Here is a 14,779-nt window from a genome sequence, read left to right on the forward strand (position 1 = left end):
CGGAATTTCACATCTTTTGAATCCACCTCGTCGATATGGAAGAGGAAGAAAGGCAAGCGACGCGGCGCCGTTTCCCGGCGCGCAGGGCATGCCGCCCGTCCCCTCAATCCTTGCTGCCGGTCTTCCAGCGCAGCCCGAACTGGAAGCGCTGGTCCATCAATTCGTGCGCGCTGGTCCGGCCCTGCTGTTCGAAATATTCGGCCAGCTTCGTCACCTGCAGGCGTCCGCCCTGGTTCTCGATCATCGCGATCGCACACATCATCTGGCTGCCGCCACCGTCCAGGCGTACCTCGACCGGTGCCTGGTTCGGTACGGCGATGGTGACCACGCCATCGGTCGCTCCCCAGTTCGGCACACCCTCGTAGATGAAGGAAAAGATCAGCGCGCGGCGGATGCCGTCGAAGCGCTCGCCGTTGATGTACAGGTTTTCGCCATTGCTCGACGATCCCGTGCGGTCGTCGGCGTCGAGCTTGATATAGGGGACGTTGTCGTAGTCGCCCCAGGCATTGCCGAGCGCCTGCACCAGGCCCTTGCGGCCATCGGCCAGTTCGAACATGCAGCCCAGATCCAGGTCGATGCCACCTGAACGCCGGCGTCCGCCCGGGGCGCCACCCAGCGCGCCGCTCAGCCGGCCGAGGAAGCCCGTCTTCTCGGGCTGCGTGCTCGGGCTGACGGCGCCGGACTGGTTCCAGTTCAGGTTGACGTGGATCCGTCCGAAGCCGCCGCCGGCGCGCTTCTCGAGCGAGACCTTGTCGCCGCGCTTTTCGAGCGTGACTTTCGACAGCGAGACTTTAGGCTGGACAGAAGAAACCGGCGCGGGTGCCGGCTGTGCCGGCGTGGAAGACGGCGGTGCCGCCTCGCTTCCACCGAAATGCTTCAGCAGCGCCGACAGCCCGCCATTGAATCCCTGGCCAACCGCGCCGAAGCGCCATTGCCCGTCGCGCCGGTACAGCTCGGCCACGATCACCGCCTTTTCGTCGCCGAAGTCCGCCCCAGACCACGGAAAGCGCAGCGCGCTGCCGACGGTGAGGCTGCTGGCACCGAGCGCGCGCATGGTTTGCGCGCCGTCGATGGCGGCCACGAACACCAGCTTGGCGATGGTCGAAGGCAGGGCGTCGAGTTTCAGGTCGAAGCGGGCCTTGCTGCCAGCCAGTTGCAGGCGCACGGCGTCGCCGGGGCTGGCGAGCTGGTTGTAGAAGACCATGTAGCGCTCGTCCGAGAGCTTGTCGGCGCCATCGAGCCCGAAGCAGGAGACGTCGAGCGTCATGCCTGGCGCCGCGATATCGATTTCGACCGGGAAGGAGGCGCCCAGGCCCAGGTCGGCCAGCTTGCCCTTCTGGCCGCGCGAGAAGATGTTCATGTGCTTTCCCTTTCAATGGAAGATGCCTCGGCGCCGAAGCGGCGCGACTGCGCGACAAGGCGCTCCGCCCAGGCGCGGTGGGTAGCCACCTCGCACATCGATTCGTGCAGCTTGAAGACGGCCGGGCTGTTCTCGTCGAGGATGGCATGGGCCGCCGCCAGGTCCTGCGGCTTCACCTTGTAATGCTGTTCGATCGGTGCGATCTGGCTCGGGTGAATGGCCGTCTTGCCGACCATGCCGTAGGCGATATCTTCCAGCACTTCCTGGTCGAGCAGGGCCGGTGCATCGAGGTGCTCGAACACGGGCGCGGTCAGCATGAAGCCCCAGGGGCGGAAGATTGTCACCAGGCGTGCGATCACGGGACCCAGAGGCGTGCGATAAATCGTCATGCCGCGCGGACGGCGCAGTCCCAGCAGGGCCAGCAGATCGTTGCCGCCGATGCGCAGCGCCAGGATGCGGTTGCGCACGCCCGGGGCCTGCAGCAGCTCGCGGAAGGCTTCCATCTCGCGCTCGCTGAACACCTCGGCCGTTTCCAGCGTCGGCATCAAGAGGTGGCGCGTGTCGCGCACCTGGCGGTAATACGATTCGAAATTCTGGCGCGTCGCTTTCGGGATCACGAAGCCGGCCAGCTTGTGCACGCCCGGCATGGCCAGCACCCGCGCCAGCACCTCGGGATTACGCACCCGCACGAAGCGCTGCGCATGCACATCGGGGTGCATGTTCTGCAGCACCACCGACAGGTTGAACAGCGCCCAGCTCAGGTCGCGGTCTGCCACCGCGTCTTCGGTACAGAAGATCAGCGAGCGCGCCTGTGGCAGCTTCTCGCCGTTGGCCACCTGCAGCAGGTCTTTGTGGTTGGCTGGCACGTACAGCGACGCGCCCATCGATTCATGCATCCGAGGCACTCCTGATCAGGGAAACAGCTTCATACGGCAGCGCCGGGTCGATCTCGACCGGTACCGCCTTTTCTTCGGCCAGCAGGCGCAGGTGCGCCGTCGCCGCGCCCTGCGCCTGGCGCAGCAGCAGCAGGCGCGGCACGCGGCGCAGCAGCACGCGGGTGGCTTCGCCGATGCCCGGCTTGACGAGGTTGACGTCGCCGATGGCATGGCGCGCCATGGCGCCGGCAATGTAGGCGTGCGAGCGCGCGGCGGCCGCGCGGGTATCGATCGCTTCCACCTGGCCCAGCGACGGCGCCTGCGCGAGCGCGAGTTTCACCAGCAGGTCGACGAATGCGCGCGAGCGGTCCTGCGGCGCGAACGCCTCGTAGAGCACGCAGCCGTGGAAGTCGGCCGGACCGATCGCATCGCTCAGCACCGAGCGGCTGACCAGGCCCGACACCGTCGCGTTCAGGATGCTCGAGGGGATCAGGTAGTCGTCGCAGGAGGCGGCGACGCTTGCCGCCCCGGCCAGGTCCGACAGCACGTACAGGCCGGCGTCGAGCCCCACGCCGTGTTCACGGTTGAAGCGCGCGATCGAGGCTGCCAGCTCGCGTGCGATCACGCCCTTGCCGGTCCAGCCGTCCACAAACACGATCGATTCGGGCGCGTGGCCCTGGGCCGGGATGTGGCGCAGGGCGTTCGCGTCGATGCCGCGGTCGCGCACGATCGAGACCGAATAGTGGGTGCTGGCGCGCTTGAAAACGGGGCCCAGCAGGCGTTGCAGCACCACGCCGACGGGCGTGCCGCCGCGTGCCAGCGATACCAGCGTCACCGGCCCGCTGCGGCGTGCCGCGATCAGGCTCGCCAGGCGCAGGCAGTCCAGTGCCATGCGCTCGCCATTGTCGCGGCAGGCCTGGTCGAACAAGGCCAGGTAGCGCTGCGACGGCGGCCGTTCGGGAGTCAGCATTTCGCTGTAGTGGCGGCGGCCGGACTGGATCAACGCCTCCTTTTCGCCGATATCGACGAAATCGGCCAGCACCAGGGGCGTCAGGAGGAAGCGCACGTCCCCGCTCGCATAGCTGCCCGAAAAACTCACAGGGCCTCCAGCGTCAGTCTGGAGAGCTGGGTGCCACGCGGGACGATCGCATAGTCGCAGTCGGCCATGAAGCGCGCATCCGAGCGGCTATCGCCCATGCCGAAGGTGACGATCTCGCCGTGCTCGCGGCGCAGGCGCTCCGTCACGTGGGCCACCGCATGCGCCTTGTCCAGGCTGCGCGGCAGGATGGCCAGGTTGTTGCCGTTGCGGTGCACGCAGTAGCCGGCATGCGCATCGAGCCAGGGCTGTACGACCTCGCGCTCGATGCGCGCCAGCGTGTCGTGGTCCTTGTCCGGATCCTTGAGCACCACGAAAACGGCGTGCCCGCGTCTTCCACCAGGCGCGCGCGGCCACGGTAGCCGCAGTCCACGGCCCAGGCGTCGACGTGGGCGGCCAGCCCCTGCAGAACCGGGCAGGGCGGTCGTCATCTGGCCGTGCATTTGCGCCTGCCATTCGCGGTCGATGGCGCCGTCCGGCAGCAGGATGACGCCGCCGAAATTCAGGATGACGTAGCTGGAAAAGCCCAGGTCGACGCGGCGGAACGCGTCCAGGCTGCGCGCCGTGGTCGGGATCACGGTCGTGCCTTCGCTGGCAAACGCAAAAAAGGCGCGCTGCGCCGGCGTGGTGTACGAGCAGATGCTGCCATCGCTGTAATAGGCGGCCGGCTCGAGCTCCGCGCGGCCGGCGCATTTCTCGAGCGTCTGGAACAGGGTATCGTCCAGGTCAGCAAACAGGAACTTCTTCAACATCGTCTTCCAGGTGATAGTGGAACAGGCGCGCGCCGAGCTGGCGCGCCAGCGCATGCAGGGCGTCGTTCGGAGCTGTCTCGTGGCAGAGCAGCACATGCTGGTACTGGCCTGGCGCCACGTTGTACAGGTAGTTGGCAACGCCTTCGCCGTAGTTGTCGGGGAAGCGCAAGGCGTGGCTGACAGCGCCCCAGGTGAGGATGGGCGAGCGCGTGGTCGATTGCACCACGACGTCGACGCCATGGCGCTCCAGCGCCGCGCCCAGCAGCGTGGACGGGTGCATGAATTCGCCGGTGCCCAGCACCAGCACTTTCTCGCCAGGTGCGAACCCTGCGGCCAGGCGCTCTGCCAGCGCTTCGGGCGTACGCAGCGCGCGCGCCATCCCCGTGCGGCCGAAACGGGTGCTGGCGCCGCGTTCGGCTTTCGCATCGTAGCGCTGGGCCGGCGCCGCGTCGACCGGCAGGGTGCCAGGGGTGAAGCGGTAGGCGCCGCTAATGAGCGCGCCGAGGGTGGTGGGCAGGCCGAAGCGAGCGCTCAAGCCCGCGTTGGCCGCCTGGCCCATGAAATCGGTGATCACGGCCAGGTGCACGTGCTCGATGCCGGGATTGAGGCGCCGGCAGGCCTGCGTCAGGTTCAGGAAGGTGTTGCCGGTGCTGGCTTCGTCATCGACCAGCACGATGCTGCGCGCCCGGTGCAGCAGCGCCTGTTCGGCTTCTCCCTGCGGCAGGTGCAGGAACTGGCGCGGCGCGTGGCTGTGCGCCTCCTCGAATTCGAGCAGCGGGCCGCTACCGACGCGGTAGCGTGTGGTCTGCAGGAACAGGGCTTCGCGGCCCGGGTTGGCGCGCAGCCAGGCTTCGAACACGCCCTGGCCGAGGCCCACCGCGGTTTCCGCCATGGCGATGAAGAGCACCGGAGCGTCGGCCGCATTGTCAGTCACGGGAACGCCGGTAGCCAGGCGTTCGTGCACGGCCAGCATGTCGCGCGGGCGCACCGGCCAGTGCTTGCCCAGCACCTTGCTCAGGAACAGAAAACCGCGCTTGGCATTCGCGCGCGCCGCAAAGCCGAGCAGCGCGTCGAGCTCGTGCGCGCCCTCGTGCAGCGTGAGCTCGAGCAGGCCGGTCGGCAGTTCGGCGCTGCGCCCGATGGACAAGCCGTCGTCGCTGCGCGCGTTCATGCCAGCTCCACGGCCTGCGCCATTTCGGCAACGCGGATGCCGTTGCGTACGGCGGGCACCGCCAGTCCCTCGAACCCGTCGGCGCAGCCTTTGATGGCCAGCCAGGGCAGGTTGGGCCCGGCCACGCAGGCCATGCCGATGCCGCCCGACATGCGGGGGTTGATTTCCAGCAGACGGGGCGGCCGCCGCCTTCACGGAACTGGACATTGAACAGGCCGTTCAGTCCATAGGTGGCGGCCAGGCTGGCAGTCGCCTCGAGGATGTCGGCGCGCTGGTCGATGCGCTGGCCGGCGCCGGCGGTGCCTGACTTGCGGCGCACCACGGCGGCAACCAGGCGGCCGGCGTCGCCCACGCAATCGACGCTGTATTCGCGCCCGTCCAGGTATTCCATCAGCAGCATGCTGCGGAAGTTGCCCATGTTCGCCAGGCCGCGGCGGAAGTCGGCCAGGCTGACGTGGTATTCGGCGCCAGCCATCAGGATCTCGGCGCTGCTGCGCTCTTCGTCGAGCACGGCAAAGCCCAGGCCGTAGATCGAATGCGCCGGTTTCACGCACAGGCGCGCATGGCGGCGGCGCAGCGCGTCATGGGCTTCCTCGAAAGCGGCCGCGTTCTCGAAGTGGCGGAACTCGGCCACCGGTGCGACCGGCAGATCGGTCTCGGCGTAGAAGCGCGCCTTGTCGTGGATGAGCTGCAACGCCGCCTCCGAGGCCACGTTCAGCATGCGCGTGCCGATCGCGTCGAAGCGCGCCTGGGCGCCGGCCAGCACCGTGGCCTCGCGTCCTGGCACGAAGATGTCGACCTGCTGCGCGCGGCAAAAGTCGAGGCACCAGTCGATGTACTGCGCTGGCGTGAGGCCGGTCGGTTCGGGATGGAAGGCGTCGGCCAGCCGGGCGCCGGCGGAATGCGGGTTCGGATGGCTGTGCAGGAGGTGGAAACGCCCGCTTGAATCTGCCTGGCGGATCAGGGAGAGGGCAGTGTGGACGGAGGAAAAACCGCGGTTGAACCAGACACGCATGAAGAATCGTTCGCTAGCAGGAAGAGCAGGCCGCGCCCCCGGACAGGCGGCGGCGCGGTATGGGGGAAGGGTGCGTCAGACGTTGACGCCGAACGAGCGTGCCAGCGGACCGAGGCCGCCGTTGTAGCCCTGGCCGACGGCGCGGAATTTCCAGTCGCCGCCTGCGCGATACAGTTCGCCGAAGATCATTGCCGTCTCGGTCGAGCTGTCCTCGGACAGGTCGTAGCGGGCGATTTCGCCGTTGCCGTTGGCATTGACGCAGCGGATGAAGGCCTTGCTGACCATGCCGAAGCTCTGGCGGCGCGAGTCGGCTTCGTGGATGGTCACGCAGAAGGAGATCTTGTCGATGTCGGCCGGCACGCGCGTCAGGTCGACGGTGACGGTTTCGTCGTCGCCTTCGCCCTGGCCGGTGGTGTTGTCGCCGTTGTGGACGACGGAGCCGTCGCTGGACTTCAGGTTGTTATAGAAGATGAAGTCGGCGTCGCCACGAACCTTGCCGTCGGCCTTGAGCATGAAGGCACTGCCGTCGAGGTCGAAGGCGGCGCCGTCGGTCGAGCGCGGATCCCAGCCCAGGCCGATGATGACCTTGGTGAGGTTCGGCGCTTCCTTGCTCAGGTTGACGTTGCCGCCCTTTTGCAGACTGATTGCCATTACAGCTCCTTTCGTGATTGTCGCGGGTTGTCGGTGGACTCGTTGTCGCGCGGCCCCTGGAGCGGCCGCGCGGTCGCTGCCGTGAATATAGCGCTAATTGACGAATATTACACATCGGGGCTTACGGAAGACTTAGGCGGGGGGCGGGAGGGGGGAACGCATGGGTCCATGGGGCTGTTGCCTGTGCTGGCATGGGCATGCATGGTCCGCGTGGGCTCGGAGAGCCCACTCTACGAGACTCAGGCGGGGCTGCCCATGGAAGGGAGGCATGGGTAGGCGGGGCTGTTGCCTGTGCTGTTATCGGGATGCATGATCCGCGTGGGCTCGGAGAGCCCACCCTACGGGACGCGCCAGGGGCTCCGGTCGCGAAACCCGATTTTTGCGGCCGGCAGTCAGCGGCCTCATCCGTAGGGTGGGCACCCTGTGCCCACGCGGACGAAGCCCACCCACAGCAGGGCAGGCAACAGCCCCACCGACATCCGCGCACGCCTTTCAACACTCAGCTATTGCAAACCACGGCAACCCTTGGCATAATGCGGCTCCCCGGGCGGTTAGTTCAGTTGGTTAGAATACTTGGTCGACATCCAAGGGGTCGCAGGTTCGAATCCTGCACCGCCCACCAAAGACACTTCAAAGTTCGCGTCGATCCTCTTGTGATCGGCGCAGAGAAAAGGCGCATCGGTGCCTTTTCTGTGCTGGCCAGCCAGGCCAGATTCCTTCTTCTCCACGCTACTGCGAAAAACGCGCAACAGGGTCGACATACCCCCGATTATCTTGTTGCGTCAAGCCCTTTTGCGCGCTATACTAGCCGGCTTCGGTATGGACTCGTCGTTGCAGAGTCCGTACGTTTTTAGTAGTTCAACTACCCCCGCCCAATCGTAGGTGGGAATGGAGAAAAAATGAGCTTGGGCCTTCTCGGTCGCAAGGTTGGCATGATGCGCATCTTCACGGATGACGGGGATTCGATCCCAGTTACCGTGCTCGACGTGTCGAACAACCGTGTCGCACAAATCAAAACTCCTGAAACTGACGGCTACGCTGCAGTCCAGGTCGCATTCGGTCAACGTCGCGCTTCCCGCGTGACCAAGGCAGTTGCGGGTCACCACGCAAAAGCAGGCGTCGAAGCTGGCACCATGCTGCGCGAATTCCGCGTTGACGCTGCCAAGGCAGCTGAACTGAAAACTGGCGACGCAGTCAATGTCTCGCTGTTCGAAGTCGGCCAGAAAATCGACGTGCAAGGCACCTCGATCGGTAAGGGCTACGCCGGTACCATCAAGCGTCACAACTTCGCATCGGGCCGCCAAACCCACGGTAACTCGCGTTCGCACAACGTTCCAGGCTCCATCGGTATGGCGCAGGATCCGGGCCGCGTGTTCCCTGGTAAGCGCATGACCGGTCACATGGGCGACGTCACTGTCACCACCCAGAACCTGGAAATCGCCCGTATCGACGCCGAGCGTCAATTGCTGCTGGTAAAAGGTGCCGTTCCTGGCGCCAAGAACGGTCAAGTGATCGTCAAGCCGGCTGTCAAAGTCAAAGCCAAGAAAGGAGCTTAAATATGGAACTTCAGCTCCTGAATGAGCAAGGTCAAGCTGGCGCCGCTGTTGCAGCTGCCGATACCGTGTTCGGCCGCGAATACAACGAAGCACTGATTCACCAGGTCGTCGTCGCCTACGCTGCCAACGCACGTAGCGGCAACCGCAAGCAGAAAGACCGTGAAGAAGTCAGCCACACCACGAAAAAGCCATGGCGCCAGAAAGGCACCGGCCGCGCTCGTGCTGGTATGTCGTCGTCGCCTCTGTGGCGCGGCGGTGGTCGCATTTTCCCGAACTCGCCTGACGAGAACTTCACCCACAAGGTCAACAAGAAGATGTTCCGCGCAGGTATCTGCTCGATCTTCTCGCAACTGGCACGTGAAGGCCGTCTGGTCGTTATCGAGAACCTGTCGATCGACGCTCCGAAAACCAAGCTGCTGTCGCAAAAGCTGCAGGGCATGGGTCTGGAATCGGTCCTGGTGATCACCGACACCATCGAAGAAAACCTGTTGCTGGCATCACGTAACCTGCCGAACGTGCTGGTTGTCGAGCCAAAAGCAGCTGACCCGATGTCGCTGGTGTTCTACAAGAAAGTCCTGGTCACCAAAGCTGCACTGGCCAAGATCGAGGAGATGTACGCATGAGCACCGCAATCAAATTTAGCGAAGAGCGCCTGATGAAGGTGCTGATGGCTCCGGTCATTTCCGAGAAAGCTACCTTCGTCGCGGAAAAGAACGAGCAGATCGTCTTCAAGGTCTTGCCAGACGCGACCAAGCCGGAAATCAAGGCTGCCGTCGAACTGCTGTTCAAGGTCGAAGTGGAATCGGTGCAAACCGTGAACCGCGAAGGCAAACAAAAGCGTTCGGGCCGTTTCAATGGCCGTCGCAACCACACCAAGCGCGCTTTCGTGTGCCTGAAGCCAGGCCAGGAAATCAATTTTGTCGAGGAGGCTAAATAATGGCACTCGTTAAGATGAAGCCAACCTCCCCAGGCCGCCGCGGCATGGTGAAAGTTGTGACCGAGGGCCTGTACAAGGGTCGCCCGTTCGCAGCACTGGTTGAGAAGAAATCGAAGACTGCTGGCCGTAACAACAACGGCCACATCACCACCCGTCACATCGGTGGTGGTCACAAGCAACACTACCGTCTGGTCGACTTCAAGCGCCAGAAGGACGGCATTCCTGCCAAGGTCGAGCGTATCGAATACGACCCGAACCGTACCGCGCACATTGCACTGCTGTGCTACGCGGACGGCGAGCGTCAGTACATCATCGCCACCAAAGGCATGGCTGTCGGCGACAGCGTCATGAACGGCTCGGAAGCGCCGATCAAGTCGGGCAACTGCCTGCCAATCCGTAACATCCCGGTCGGTACCGTGATGAACTGCGTCGAAATGCTGCCAGGTAAGGGTGCCCAGATGGCCCGTACCGCCGGCGCCGCCGTGGTCCTGATGGCCCGCGAAGGCACCTACGCCCAGGTTCGCCTGCGCTCGGGTGAAGTCCGTCGCGTGCACATCGAGTGCCGCGCAACGGTTGGCGAAGTCGGCAATGCCGAGCACAGCCTGCGCAAGATTGGTAAAGCTGGTGCGATGCGCTGGCGCGGTGTCCGTCCGACCGTCCGCGGTGTCGTCATGAACCCGATCGACCACCCGCACGGTGGTGGTGAAGGTCGTACGGCTGCTGGTCGCCATCCGGTGTCGCCATGGGGCCAACAGACGAAGGGCAAGAAGACGCGTTCGAACAAGCGCACTTCTTCGATGATCGTCTCGCGCCGCGGCAAGAAATAAGGGATAACACATGACTCGTTCATTGAAAAAAGGGCCGTTCGTTGACGCCCACCTGGTGAAAAAAGTCGAGACCGCGCAAGCGAACAAAGACAAAAAGCCAGTGAAAACCTGGTCGCGTCGCTCGACGATCACGCCTGACTTCATCGGTCTGACGATCGCTGTTCACAACGGCAAGCTGCACGTGCCGGTGTACGTCTCCGAGAACATGGTCGGCCACAAGCTCGGCGAATTCGCGCTGACCCGTACGTTCAAGGGCCACGCCGCTGACAAGAAGGCGAAAAAATAATGGAAACTAAAGCTATCCTCAAAGGCGTGCGCCTGTCGGAACAAAAGGGCCGCCTCGTTGCTGACCTGATCCGCGGCAAGAAGGTTGATGCAGCACTCAACATTCTGCAGTTCAGCCCGAAGAAAGGCGCAACCATCATCAAGAAGGTTCTCGAGTCGGCAATCGCCAACGCGGAACACAACGATGGCGCCGATATCGACGAACTGAAGATCACCCAGATCTACGTTGAAAAGGGTCCGATCCTGAAGCGCTTTACGGCTCGCGCCAAAGGCCGCGGTGATCGCATTTCGAAACAATCCTGTCACATCTACGTGACTGTCGGTAACTAAGGAGTCACACGATGGGACAGAAGATTCACCCAACAGGCTTCCGCCTGTCCGTCACCCGTAACTGGGCGTCGCGCTGGTACGCCGGCAACGGCAACTTCGCTGAAATGCTCAACGAAGATCTGCAAGCCCGCGCTTTCCTGAAGAAGAAGCTGAAGAACGCTTCGGTCGGCCGCATCGTCATCGAGCGTCCAGCCAAGAACGCGCGCTTCACCATCTACTCGTCGCGTCCAGGTGTCGTGATCGGTAAAAAAGGCGAAGACATCGAAGTGCTGAAGACTTCGCTGGCGAAGATCATGGGCGTGCCTGTGCACGTCAATATCGAAGAGATTCGCAAGCCGGAAATCGATTCGCAGCTGATCGCCGATTCGATCTCGCAGCAGCTCGAAAAGCGCATCATGTTCCGCCGCGCGATGAAGCGCGCCATGCAAAACGCCATGCGTCTGGGTGCCGTCGGCATCAAGATCATGTCGTCGGGCCGTCTGAACGGCATCGAAATCGCCCGTACCGAATGGTACCGCGAAGGTCGTGTGCCTCTGCACACCCTGCGCGCCGATATCGACTACGGCACCAGCGAAGCATCGACCACGTACGGCATCATCGGCGTCAAGGTCTGGGTCTACAAGGGCGACCGTTCGGTCACCGGCGAAGCCCCGGTCATCGACACCCCGCCAGACGAGAAGAAGCCACGCGGCCCACGTCGTGACGACGGCAAGCCATCGCGCGGCCCACGTCCGGCCGGCGGCGCCCGTCCAGCTGCAGCCCCAACCGTGCGTGCTCGCCCAGCCGTCAAGCTGGCGACCCCGGCCGCTGCTGCACCAGCTGAGAAAGCAGGAGAATAAGCATGCTGCAACCATCGCGCAGGAAGTATCGTAAAGAGCAGAAAGGCCGTAACACCGGCATTTCGCACACCCGCGGCACCGCGGTCTCGTTCGGCGAATTCGGTCTGAAGGCAGTTGCCCGCGGCCGTATCACCGCACGCCAGATCGAGGCGGCACGTCGCGCCATGACCCGTCACATCAAGCGTGGCGGTCGTATCTGGATCCGTATCTTCCCGGACAAGCCGATTTCGAACAAGCCGGCCGAAGTCCGTATGGGTAACGGTAAGGGTAATCCGGAGTACTACGTCGCTGAAATCCAGCCAGGCAAAGTCCTGTACGAGATGGACGGCGTCGCAGAAGAACTGGCGCGCGAAGCATTCCGCCTGGCCGCTGCCAAACTGCCACTGGCTACCACGTTCGTCGTGCGCCAAGTCGGCCAATAACAGGAGTTGAATATGAAAGCATCGGAACTCCGCGGCAAGGACCAGGAAGCGCTGCAAAAGGAGCTGAGTGAGCTGCTGAAGGCCCAATTCGGCCTGCGCATGCAAATCGCTACCCAGCAGCTGGGCAATACCGCGCAGCTCAAGAAAGTACGTCGCGACATCGCACGTGTGAAGACCGTGATGAACCAGAAGGAAGCCAAATGAACGACACCACTAAAACGGCGCTGAAGCGTACGCTGGTCGGCAAGGTCGTGTCCGACAAAATGGACAAGACGGTAACCGTACTGATCGAACGTCACGTGAAGCACCCGCTGTACGGCAAAATCATCGTCCGCTCGAACAAGTACCACGCGCACGATGAGACCAACCAGGCCAAGACCGGCGACACGGTCGAGATCTCGGAAGGTCGCCCGATCTCGAAGACGAAGGCGTGGACCGTGACCCGTGTTGTGCAGGTTGCACAGGTCATCTAAGCCTTAAAAATTGTCTTGCGTGGCCCGCTGGTATCTGGGATACTAGCGGGCTTCGTTCATGTGTTGCCGCAGTTTGTCCCCCTCGGTAACTGCGGCCTGTACGAAGCAATTGGAAAGTCCAATCACCCAATCGTAGTGCTCCAGCAGGGGCGGTACGGCGGGACCAAGACTGACCGCAGGCCTACGGTTTTCCGTGGGATTTCTTCGGCTTAAGTTGGGAAAGAAAATACTATGATTCAAACTGAAAGCCGGCTCGAAGTGGCCGACAACACCGGTGCAAAAGAAGTTTTGTGCATCAAGGTGTTGGGCGGCTCCAAGCGCCGTTATGCGAGCATTGGCGACATCATCAAGGTAACCATCAAGGTTGCCGCGCCACGTGGCCGTGTCAAAAAAGGTGAAATTTATAACGCTGTGGTTGTGCGTACCGCTAAAGGTGTGCGCCGCCAAGACGGCTCCCTGGTGAAGTTCGACGGCAATGCCGCAGTGCTGCTCAACGCCAAGCTGGAACCGATCGGCACCCGTATCTTCGGACCAGTGACCCGCGAACTGCGCACTGAAAAGTTCATGAAGATCGTGTCCCTGGCACCTGAAGTACTGTAAGGAGTCGCAATGGATAAGATTCGTAAAAACGACGAAGTCATCGTTTTGGCCGGTAAAGACAAGGGCAAGCGTGGCGTGGTTTCGCGTCGCGTCGACGCCGAGCACGTCATCGTCGATGGCGTGAACGTTGCCAAGAAGGCCGTCAAGCCAAACCCGATGACCGGCGTACAAGGTGGTATCGTCGACAAGGCGATGCCGATTCACGTCTCCAACGTCGCGCTGTTCAACGCCGCGACCGGCAAGGCTGACCGCGTAGGCTTCAAAGACCAGGACGGTAAAAAAGTCCGCGTCTACAAGTCTTCCGGCGAAGAAGTGAAGGTGTAAGAAATGGCCCGTCTCCAACAATTCTACAAAGACAAAGTCGTCGCTGACCTGACCGAAAAATTCGGCTACAAGTCGGTGATGGAAGTGCCGCGCCTGACCAAGATCACCCTGAACATGGGTGTTGGTGAAGCGATCGCCGACAAGAAAGTGCTCGAGCACGCTGTGGGCGACCTGACCAAGATCGCCGGCCAGAAGCCAGTGACCACCAAGTCGCGCAAGGCAATCGCAGGTTTCAAGATCCGCGAAGGCTACCCGATCGGTACGATGGTGACCCTGCGCGGCGCCCGTATGTACGAGTTCCTGGACCGTTTCATCACCGTGGCCCTGCCACGCGTGCGTGACTTCCGCGGTGTGAATGGCAAATCGTTCGACGGTCGTGGCAACTACAACATCGGTGTCAAGGAACAGATCATCTTCCCTGAAATCGACTACGACAAGATCGACGCGCTGCGTGGCATGAACATCTCGATCACCACGACCGCTAAGACCGACGATGAAGCCAAAGCGCTGCTCGCCGCCTTCAAATTCCCGTTCAGGAACTAAGAGCATGGCAAAACTTGCACTGATTAACCGCGAACAGAAGCGTGCAGACCTGGTGGAGAAATTCGCCGCAAAGCGTGCAGCTCTGAAAGCAATCATCGACGACCAGTCGAAGACCGAAGAAGAGCGTTACGAAGCGCGCCTGAAACTGCAGGCACTGCCACGTAACTCGGCGCCGACCCGCCAGCGTAACCGCTGCGCCATGACCGGCCGCCCACGTGGCACCTTCCGTAAATTCGGCCTCGCCCGTACCAAACTCCGCGAATTCGCCATGAAAGGCGAAATCCCGGGTATGACCAAAGCCAGCTGGTAATAGGAGAATAAGCAATGAGTATGAGCGATCCTATCGCCGATATGCTGACCCGCATTCGCAACGCACAAACTGTTCAGAAAACCACGGTCGCAATGCCGTCGTCCAAAGTCAAGGTTGCCATTGCCAACGTCCTGAAGGACGAGGGTTACATTGAGGATTTCGCCGTGTCCACCGAAGGTGGCAAGTCGGAACTGAAAATCGGTTTGAAGTATTACACCGGCCGTCCGGTTATCGAGCGCATCGAGCGCGTGTCCCGTCCTGGCCTGCGTGTCTACAAAGGCAAAGATGAGATCCCAACCGTCATGAACGGCCTGGGCGTTGCCATTGTGTCGACCCCGCAAGGCGTGATGACTGACCGCAAAGCCCGCGCCTCCGGCGTCGGCGGCGAAGTTATCTGCTACGTGGCTTAAGGA

Annotated in this window: 21 protein-coding genes, 1 tRNA gene and 1 pseudogene; 16 read left to right on the forward strand and 7 right to left on the reverse strand. The window is 62.6% G+C overall.

Annotated elements, in window-relative coordinates:
* Window positions 1–103: 103 nt before the first annotated feature.
* The 7 genes and pseudogenes from G4G31_RS06030 to G4G31_RS06060 all read right to left on the reverse strand — a co-directional run bounded on the left by G4G31_RS06030 (window position 104) and on the right by G4G31_RS06060 (window position 6,920).
* Window positions 104–1,360 carry a TerD family protein gene (locus tag G4G31_RS06030; RefSeq protein ID WP_182990695.1) on the reverse strand — a complete coding sequence of 419 codons (1,257 nt, stop codon included), beginning with the start codon at window positions 1,358–1,360 and terminating at the stop codon, window positions 104–106.
* Window positions 1,357–2,256 (reverse strand): HpcH/HpaI aldolase/citrate lyase family protein, encoded by a 900-nt coding sequence (locus G4G31_RS06035; RefSeq protein WP_182990696.1) that lies wholly within the window; start codon window positions 2,254–2,256, stop codon window positions 1,357–1,359. The genes G4G31_RS06030 and G4G31_RS06035 overlap by 4 nt, the downstream gene beginning before the upstream one ends.
* Window positions 2,249–3,334 carry a cysteine protease StiP domain-containing protein gene (locus G4G31_RS06040; protein ID WP_182990697.1) on the reverse strand — a complete coding sequence of 362 codons (1,086 nt, stop codon included), beginning with the start codon at window positions 3,332–3,334 and terminating at the stop codon, window positions 2,249–2,251. Before G4G31_RS06040 ends, G4G31_RS06035 begins: the two co-directional genes overlap by 8 nt.
* Entirely contained in the window at window positions 3,331–4,083 is a 753-nt protein-coding gene (locus tag G4G31_RS06045; protein WP_229425407.1) for a hypothetical protein, read from the reverse strand. Before G4G31_RS06045 ends, G4G31_RS06040 begins: the two co-directional genes overlap by 4 nt.
* Window positions 4,058–5,254, reverse strand: coding sequence for a phosphoribosyltransferase domain-containing protein (locus tag G4G31_RS06050; RefSeq protein WP_182990698.1), 1,197 nt, complete (start codon window positions 5,252–5,254; stop codon window positions 4,058–4,060). Before G4G31_RS06050 ends, G4G31_RS06045 begins: the two co-directional genes overlap by 26 nt.
* Window positions 5,251–6,269, reverse strand: a pseudogene (locus G4G31_RS28110) (ATP-grasp domain-containing protein). The gene G4G31_RS06050 and the pseudogene G4G31_RS28110 overlap by 4 nt, the downstream one beginning before the upstream one ends.
* A gap of 75 nt (window positions 6,270–6,344) precedes the next feature.
* Window positions 6,345–6,920 carry a TerD family protein gene (locus tag G4G31_RS06060; RefSeq protein WP_182990699.1) on the reverse strand — a complete coding sequence of 192 codons (576 nt, stop codon included), beginning with the start codon at window positions 6,918–6,920 and terminating at the stop codon, window positions 6,345–6,347.
* A 545-nt stretch (window positions 6,921–7,465) separates the two neighbouring features.
* Between G4G31_RS06060 and G4G31_RS06065 the strand changes: the two genes are divergently transcribed.
* The 16 genes from G4G31_RS06065 to rpsH all read left to right on the forward strand — a co-directional run bounded on the left by G4G31_RS06065 (window position 7,466) and on the right by rpsH (window position 14,776).
* Window positions 7,466–7,542, forward strand: a tRNA-Val gene (locus tag G4G31_RS06065).
* 277 nt (window positions 7,543–7,819) lie between these two features.
* Window positions 7,820–8,476, forward strand: coding sequence for a 50S ribosomal protein L3 (rplC, locus tag G4G31_RS06070; protein ID WP_182990700.1), 657 nt, complete (start codon window positions 7,820–7,822; stop codon window positions 8,474–8,476).
* 2 nt (window positions 8,477–8,478) lie between these two features.
* A complete protein-coding gene (gene rplD / locus G4G31_RS06075) occupies window positions 8,479–9,099 on the forward strand; it encodes a 50S ribosomal protein L4 (protein ID WP_182990701.1) in 621 nt (206 codons plus the stop codon).
* Entirely contained in the window at window positions 9,096–9,413 is a 318-nt protein-coding gene (gene rplW, locus G4G31_RS06080) for a 50S ribosomal protein L23 (protein WP_182990702.1), read from the forward strand. Before rplD ends, rplW begins: the two co-directional genes overlap by 4 nt.
* Window positions 9,413–10,240 (forward strand): 50S ribosomal protein L2, encoded by an 828-nt coding sequence (rplB, locus tag G4G31_RS06085; RefSeq protein WP_182990703.1) that lies wholly within the window; start codon window positions 9,413–9,415, stop codon window positions 10,238–10,240. Before rplW ends, rplB begins: the two co-directional genes overlap by 1 nt.
* A gap of 10 nt (window positions 10,241–10,250) precedes the next feature.
* Window positions 10,251–10,526 (forward strand): 30S ribosomal protein S19, encoded by a 276-nt coding sequence (gene rpsS, locus G4G31_RS06090; protein ID WP_182990704.1) that lies wholly within the window; start codon window positions 10,251–10,253, stop codon window positions 10,524–10,526.
* Window positions 10,523–10,855, forward strand: a complete 333-nt coding sequence (gene rplV / locus G4G31_RS06095) for a 50S ribosomal protein L22 (protein WP_182991690.1) — start codon at window positions 10,523–10,525, stop codon at window positions 10,853–10,855. Before rpsS ends, rplV begins: the two co-directional genes overlap by 4 nt.
* A gap of 11 nt (window positions 10,856–10,866) precedes the next feature.
* A complete protein-coding gene (gene rpsC, locus G4G31_RS06100) occupies window positions 10,867–11,694 on the forward strand; it encodes a 30S ribosomal protein S3 (protein WP_182990705.1) in 828 nt (275 codons plus the stop codon).
* Window positions 11,695–11,696: 2 nt separating this feature from the next.
* On the forward strand, window positions 11,697–12,116 hold the full coding sequence (gene rplP, locus G4G31_RS06105) for a 50S ribosomal protein L16 (RefSeq protein WP_005663456.1): 420 nt from the start codon (window positions 11,697–11,699) through the stop codon (window positions 12,114–12,116).
* A gap of 12 nt (window positions 12,117–12,128) precedes the next feature.
* Entirely contained in the window at window positions 12,129–12,320 is a 192-nt protein-coding gene (gene rpmC / locus G4G31_RS06110) for a 50S ribosomal protein L29 (RefSeq protein WP_159698333.1), read from the forward strand.
* Window positions 12,317–12,589, forward strand: coding sequence for a 30S ribosomal protein S17 (gene rpsQ / locus G4G31_RS06115; RefSeq protein WP_182990706.1), 273 nt, complete (start codon window positions 12,317–12,319; stop codon window positions 12,587–12,589). The genes rpmC and rpsQ overlap by 4 nt, the downstream gene beginning before the upstream one ends.
* Window positions 12,590–12,820: 231 nt before the next feature.
* Complete coding sequence (gene rplN, locus G4G31_RS06120) at window positions 12,821–13,189, forward strand: 50S ribosomal protein L14 (protein WP_182990707.1); 369 nt, start codon at window positions 12,821–12,823, stop codon at window positions 13,187–13,189.
* Between the two features lie 9 nt (window positions 13,190–13,198).
* Window positions 13,199–13,513, forward strand: coding sequence for a 50S ribosomal protein L24 (gene rplX / locus G4G31_RS06125; protein ID WP_136219936.1), 315 nt, complete (start codon window positions 13,199–13,201; stop codon window positions 13,511–13,513).
* Between the two features lie 3 nt (window positions 13,514–13,516).
* Window positions 13,517–14,056 carry a 50S ribosomal protein L5 gene (gene rplE / locus G4G31_RS06130; RefSeq protein WP_182990708.1) on the forward strand — a complete coding sequence of 180 codons (540 nt, stop codon included), beginning with the start codon at window positions 13,517–13,519 and terminating at the stop codon, window positions 14,054–14,056.
* 4 nt (window positions 14,057–14,060) lie between these two features.
* A complete protein-coding gene (gene rpsN / locus G4G31_RS06135; RefSeq protein ID WP_036240351.1) occupies window positions 14,061–14,366 on the forward strand; it encodes a 30S ribosomal protein S14 in 306 nt (101 codons plus the stop codon).
* Between the two features lie 14 nt (window positions 14,367–14,380).
* Window positions 14,381–14,776: a 30S ribosomal protein S8 gene (rpsH, locus tag G4G31_RS06140; protein WP_182990709.1), complete on the forward strand. Its 396-nt coding sequence runs from the start codon at window positions 14,381–14,383 to the stop codon at window positions 14,774–14,776.
* Window positions 14,777–14,779: the final 3 nt, after the last annotated feature.

The organism is Massilia sp. Se16.2.3 (genome assembly GCF_014171595.1).
Lineage (GTDB): Bacteria > Pseudomonadota > Gammaproteobacteria > Burkholderiales > Burkholderiaceae_D > Telluria.

What these genes read in the sequence shown, in the direction of transcription:
- G4G31_RS06030 (WP_182990695.1), bottom strand. Translation starts at nt 1,360, where the DNA reads ATGAACATCTTCTCGCGCGGCCAGAAGGGCAAGCTGGCCGACCTGGGC.
- G4G31_RS06035 (WP_182990696.1), bottom strand. Translation starts at nt 2,256, where the DNA reads ATGCATGAATCGATGGGCGCGTCGCTGTACGTGCCAGCCAACCACAAA.
- G4G31_RS06045 (WP_229425407.1), bottom strand. Translation starts at nt 4,083, where the DNA reads ATGTTGAAGAAGTTCCTGTTTGCTGACCTGGACGATACCCTGTTCCAG.
- G4G31_RS06050 (WP_182990698.1), bottom strand. Translation starts at nt 5,254, where the DNA reads ATGAACGCGCGCAGCGACGACGGCTTGTCCATCGGGCGCAGCGCCGAA.
- G4G31_RS06060 (WP_182990699.1), bottom strand. Translation starts at nt 6,920, where the DNA reads ATGGCAATCAGTCTGCAAAAGGGCGGCAACGTCAACCTGAGCAAGGAA.
- rplC (WP_182990700.1), top strand. Translation starts at nt 7,820, where the DNA reads ATGAGCTTGGGCCTTCTCGGTCGCAAGGTTGGCATGATGCGCATCTTC.
- rplD (WP_182990701.1), top strand. Translation starts at nt 8,479, where the DNA reads ATGGAACTTCAGCTCCTGAATGAGCAAGGTCAAGCTGGCGCCGCTGTT.
- rplW (WP_182990702.1), top strand. Translation starts at nt 9,096, where the DNA reads ATGAGCACCGCAATCAAATTTAGCGAAGAGCGCCTGATGAAGGTGCTG.
- rplB (WP_182990703.1), top strand. Translation starts at nt 9,413, where the DNA reads ATGGCACTCGTTAAGATGAAGCCAACCTCCCCAGGCCGCCGCGGCATG.
- rpsS (WP_182990704.1), top strand. Translation starts at nt 10,251, where the DNA reads ATGACTCGTTCATTGAAAAAAGGGCCGTTCGTTGACGCCCACCTGGTG.
- rpsC (WP_182990705.1), top strand. Translation starts at nt 10,867, where the DNA reads ATGGGACAGAAGATTCACCCAACAGGCTTCCGCCTGTCCGTCACCCGT.
- rplP (WP_005663456.1), top strand. Translation starts at nt 11,697, where the DNA reads ATGCTGCAACCATCGCGCAGGAAGTATCGTAAAGAGCAGAAAGGCCGT.
- rpmC (WP_159698333.1), top strand. Translation starts at nt 12,129, where the DNA reads ATGAAAGCATCGGAACTCCGCGGCAAGGACCAGGAAGCGCTGCAAAAG.
- rpsQ (WP_182990706.1), top strand. Translation starts at nt 12,317, where the DNA reads ATGAACGACACCACTAAAACGGCGCTGAAGCGTACGCTGGTCGGCAAG.
- rplN (WP_182990707.1), top strand. Translation starts at nt 12,821, where the DNA reads ATGATTCAAACTGAAAGCCGGCTCGAAGTGGCCGACAACACCGGTGCA.
- rplX (WP_136219936.1), top strand. Translation starts at nt 13,199, where the DNA reads ATGGATAAGATTCGTAAAAACGACGAAGTCATCGTTTTGGCCGGTAAA.
- rplE (WP_182990708.1), top strand. Translation starts at nt 13,517, where the DNA reads ATGGCCCGTCTCCAACAATTCTACAAAGACAAAGTCGTCGCTGACCTG.
- rpsN (WP_036240351.1), top strand. Translation starts at nt 14,061, where the DNA reads ATGGCAAAACTTGCACTGATTAACCGCGAACAGAAGCGTGCAGACCTG.
- rpsH (WP_182990709.1), top strand. Translation starts at nt 14,381, where the DNA reads ATGAGTATGAGCGATCCTATCGCCGATATGCTGACCCGCATTCGCAAC.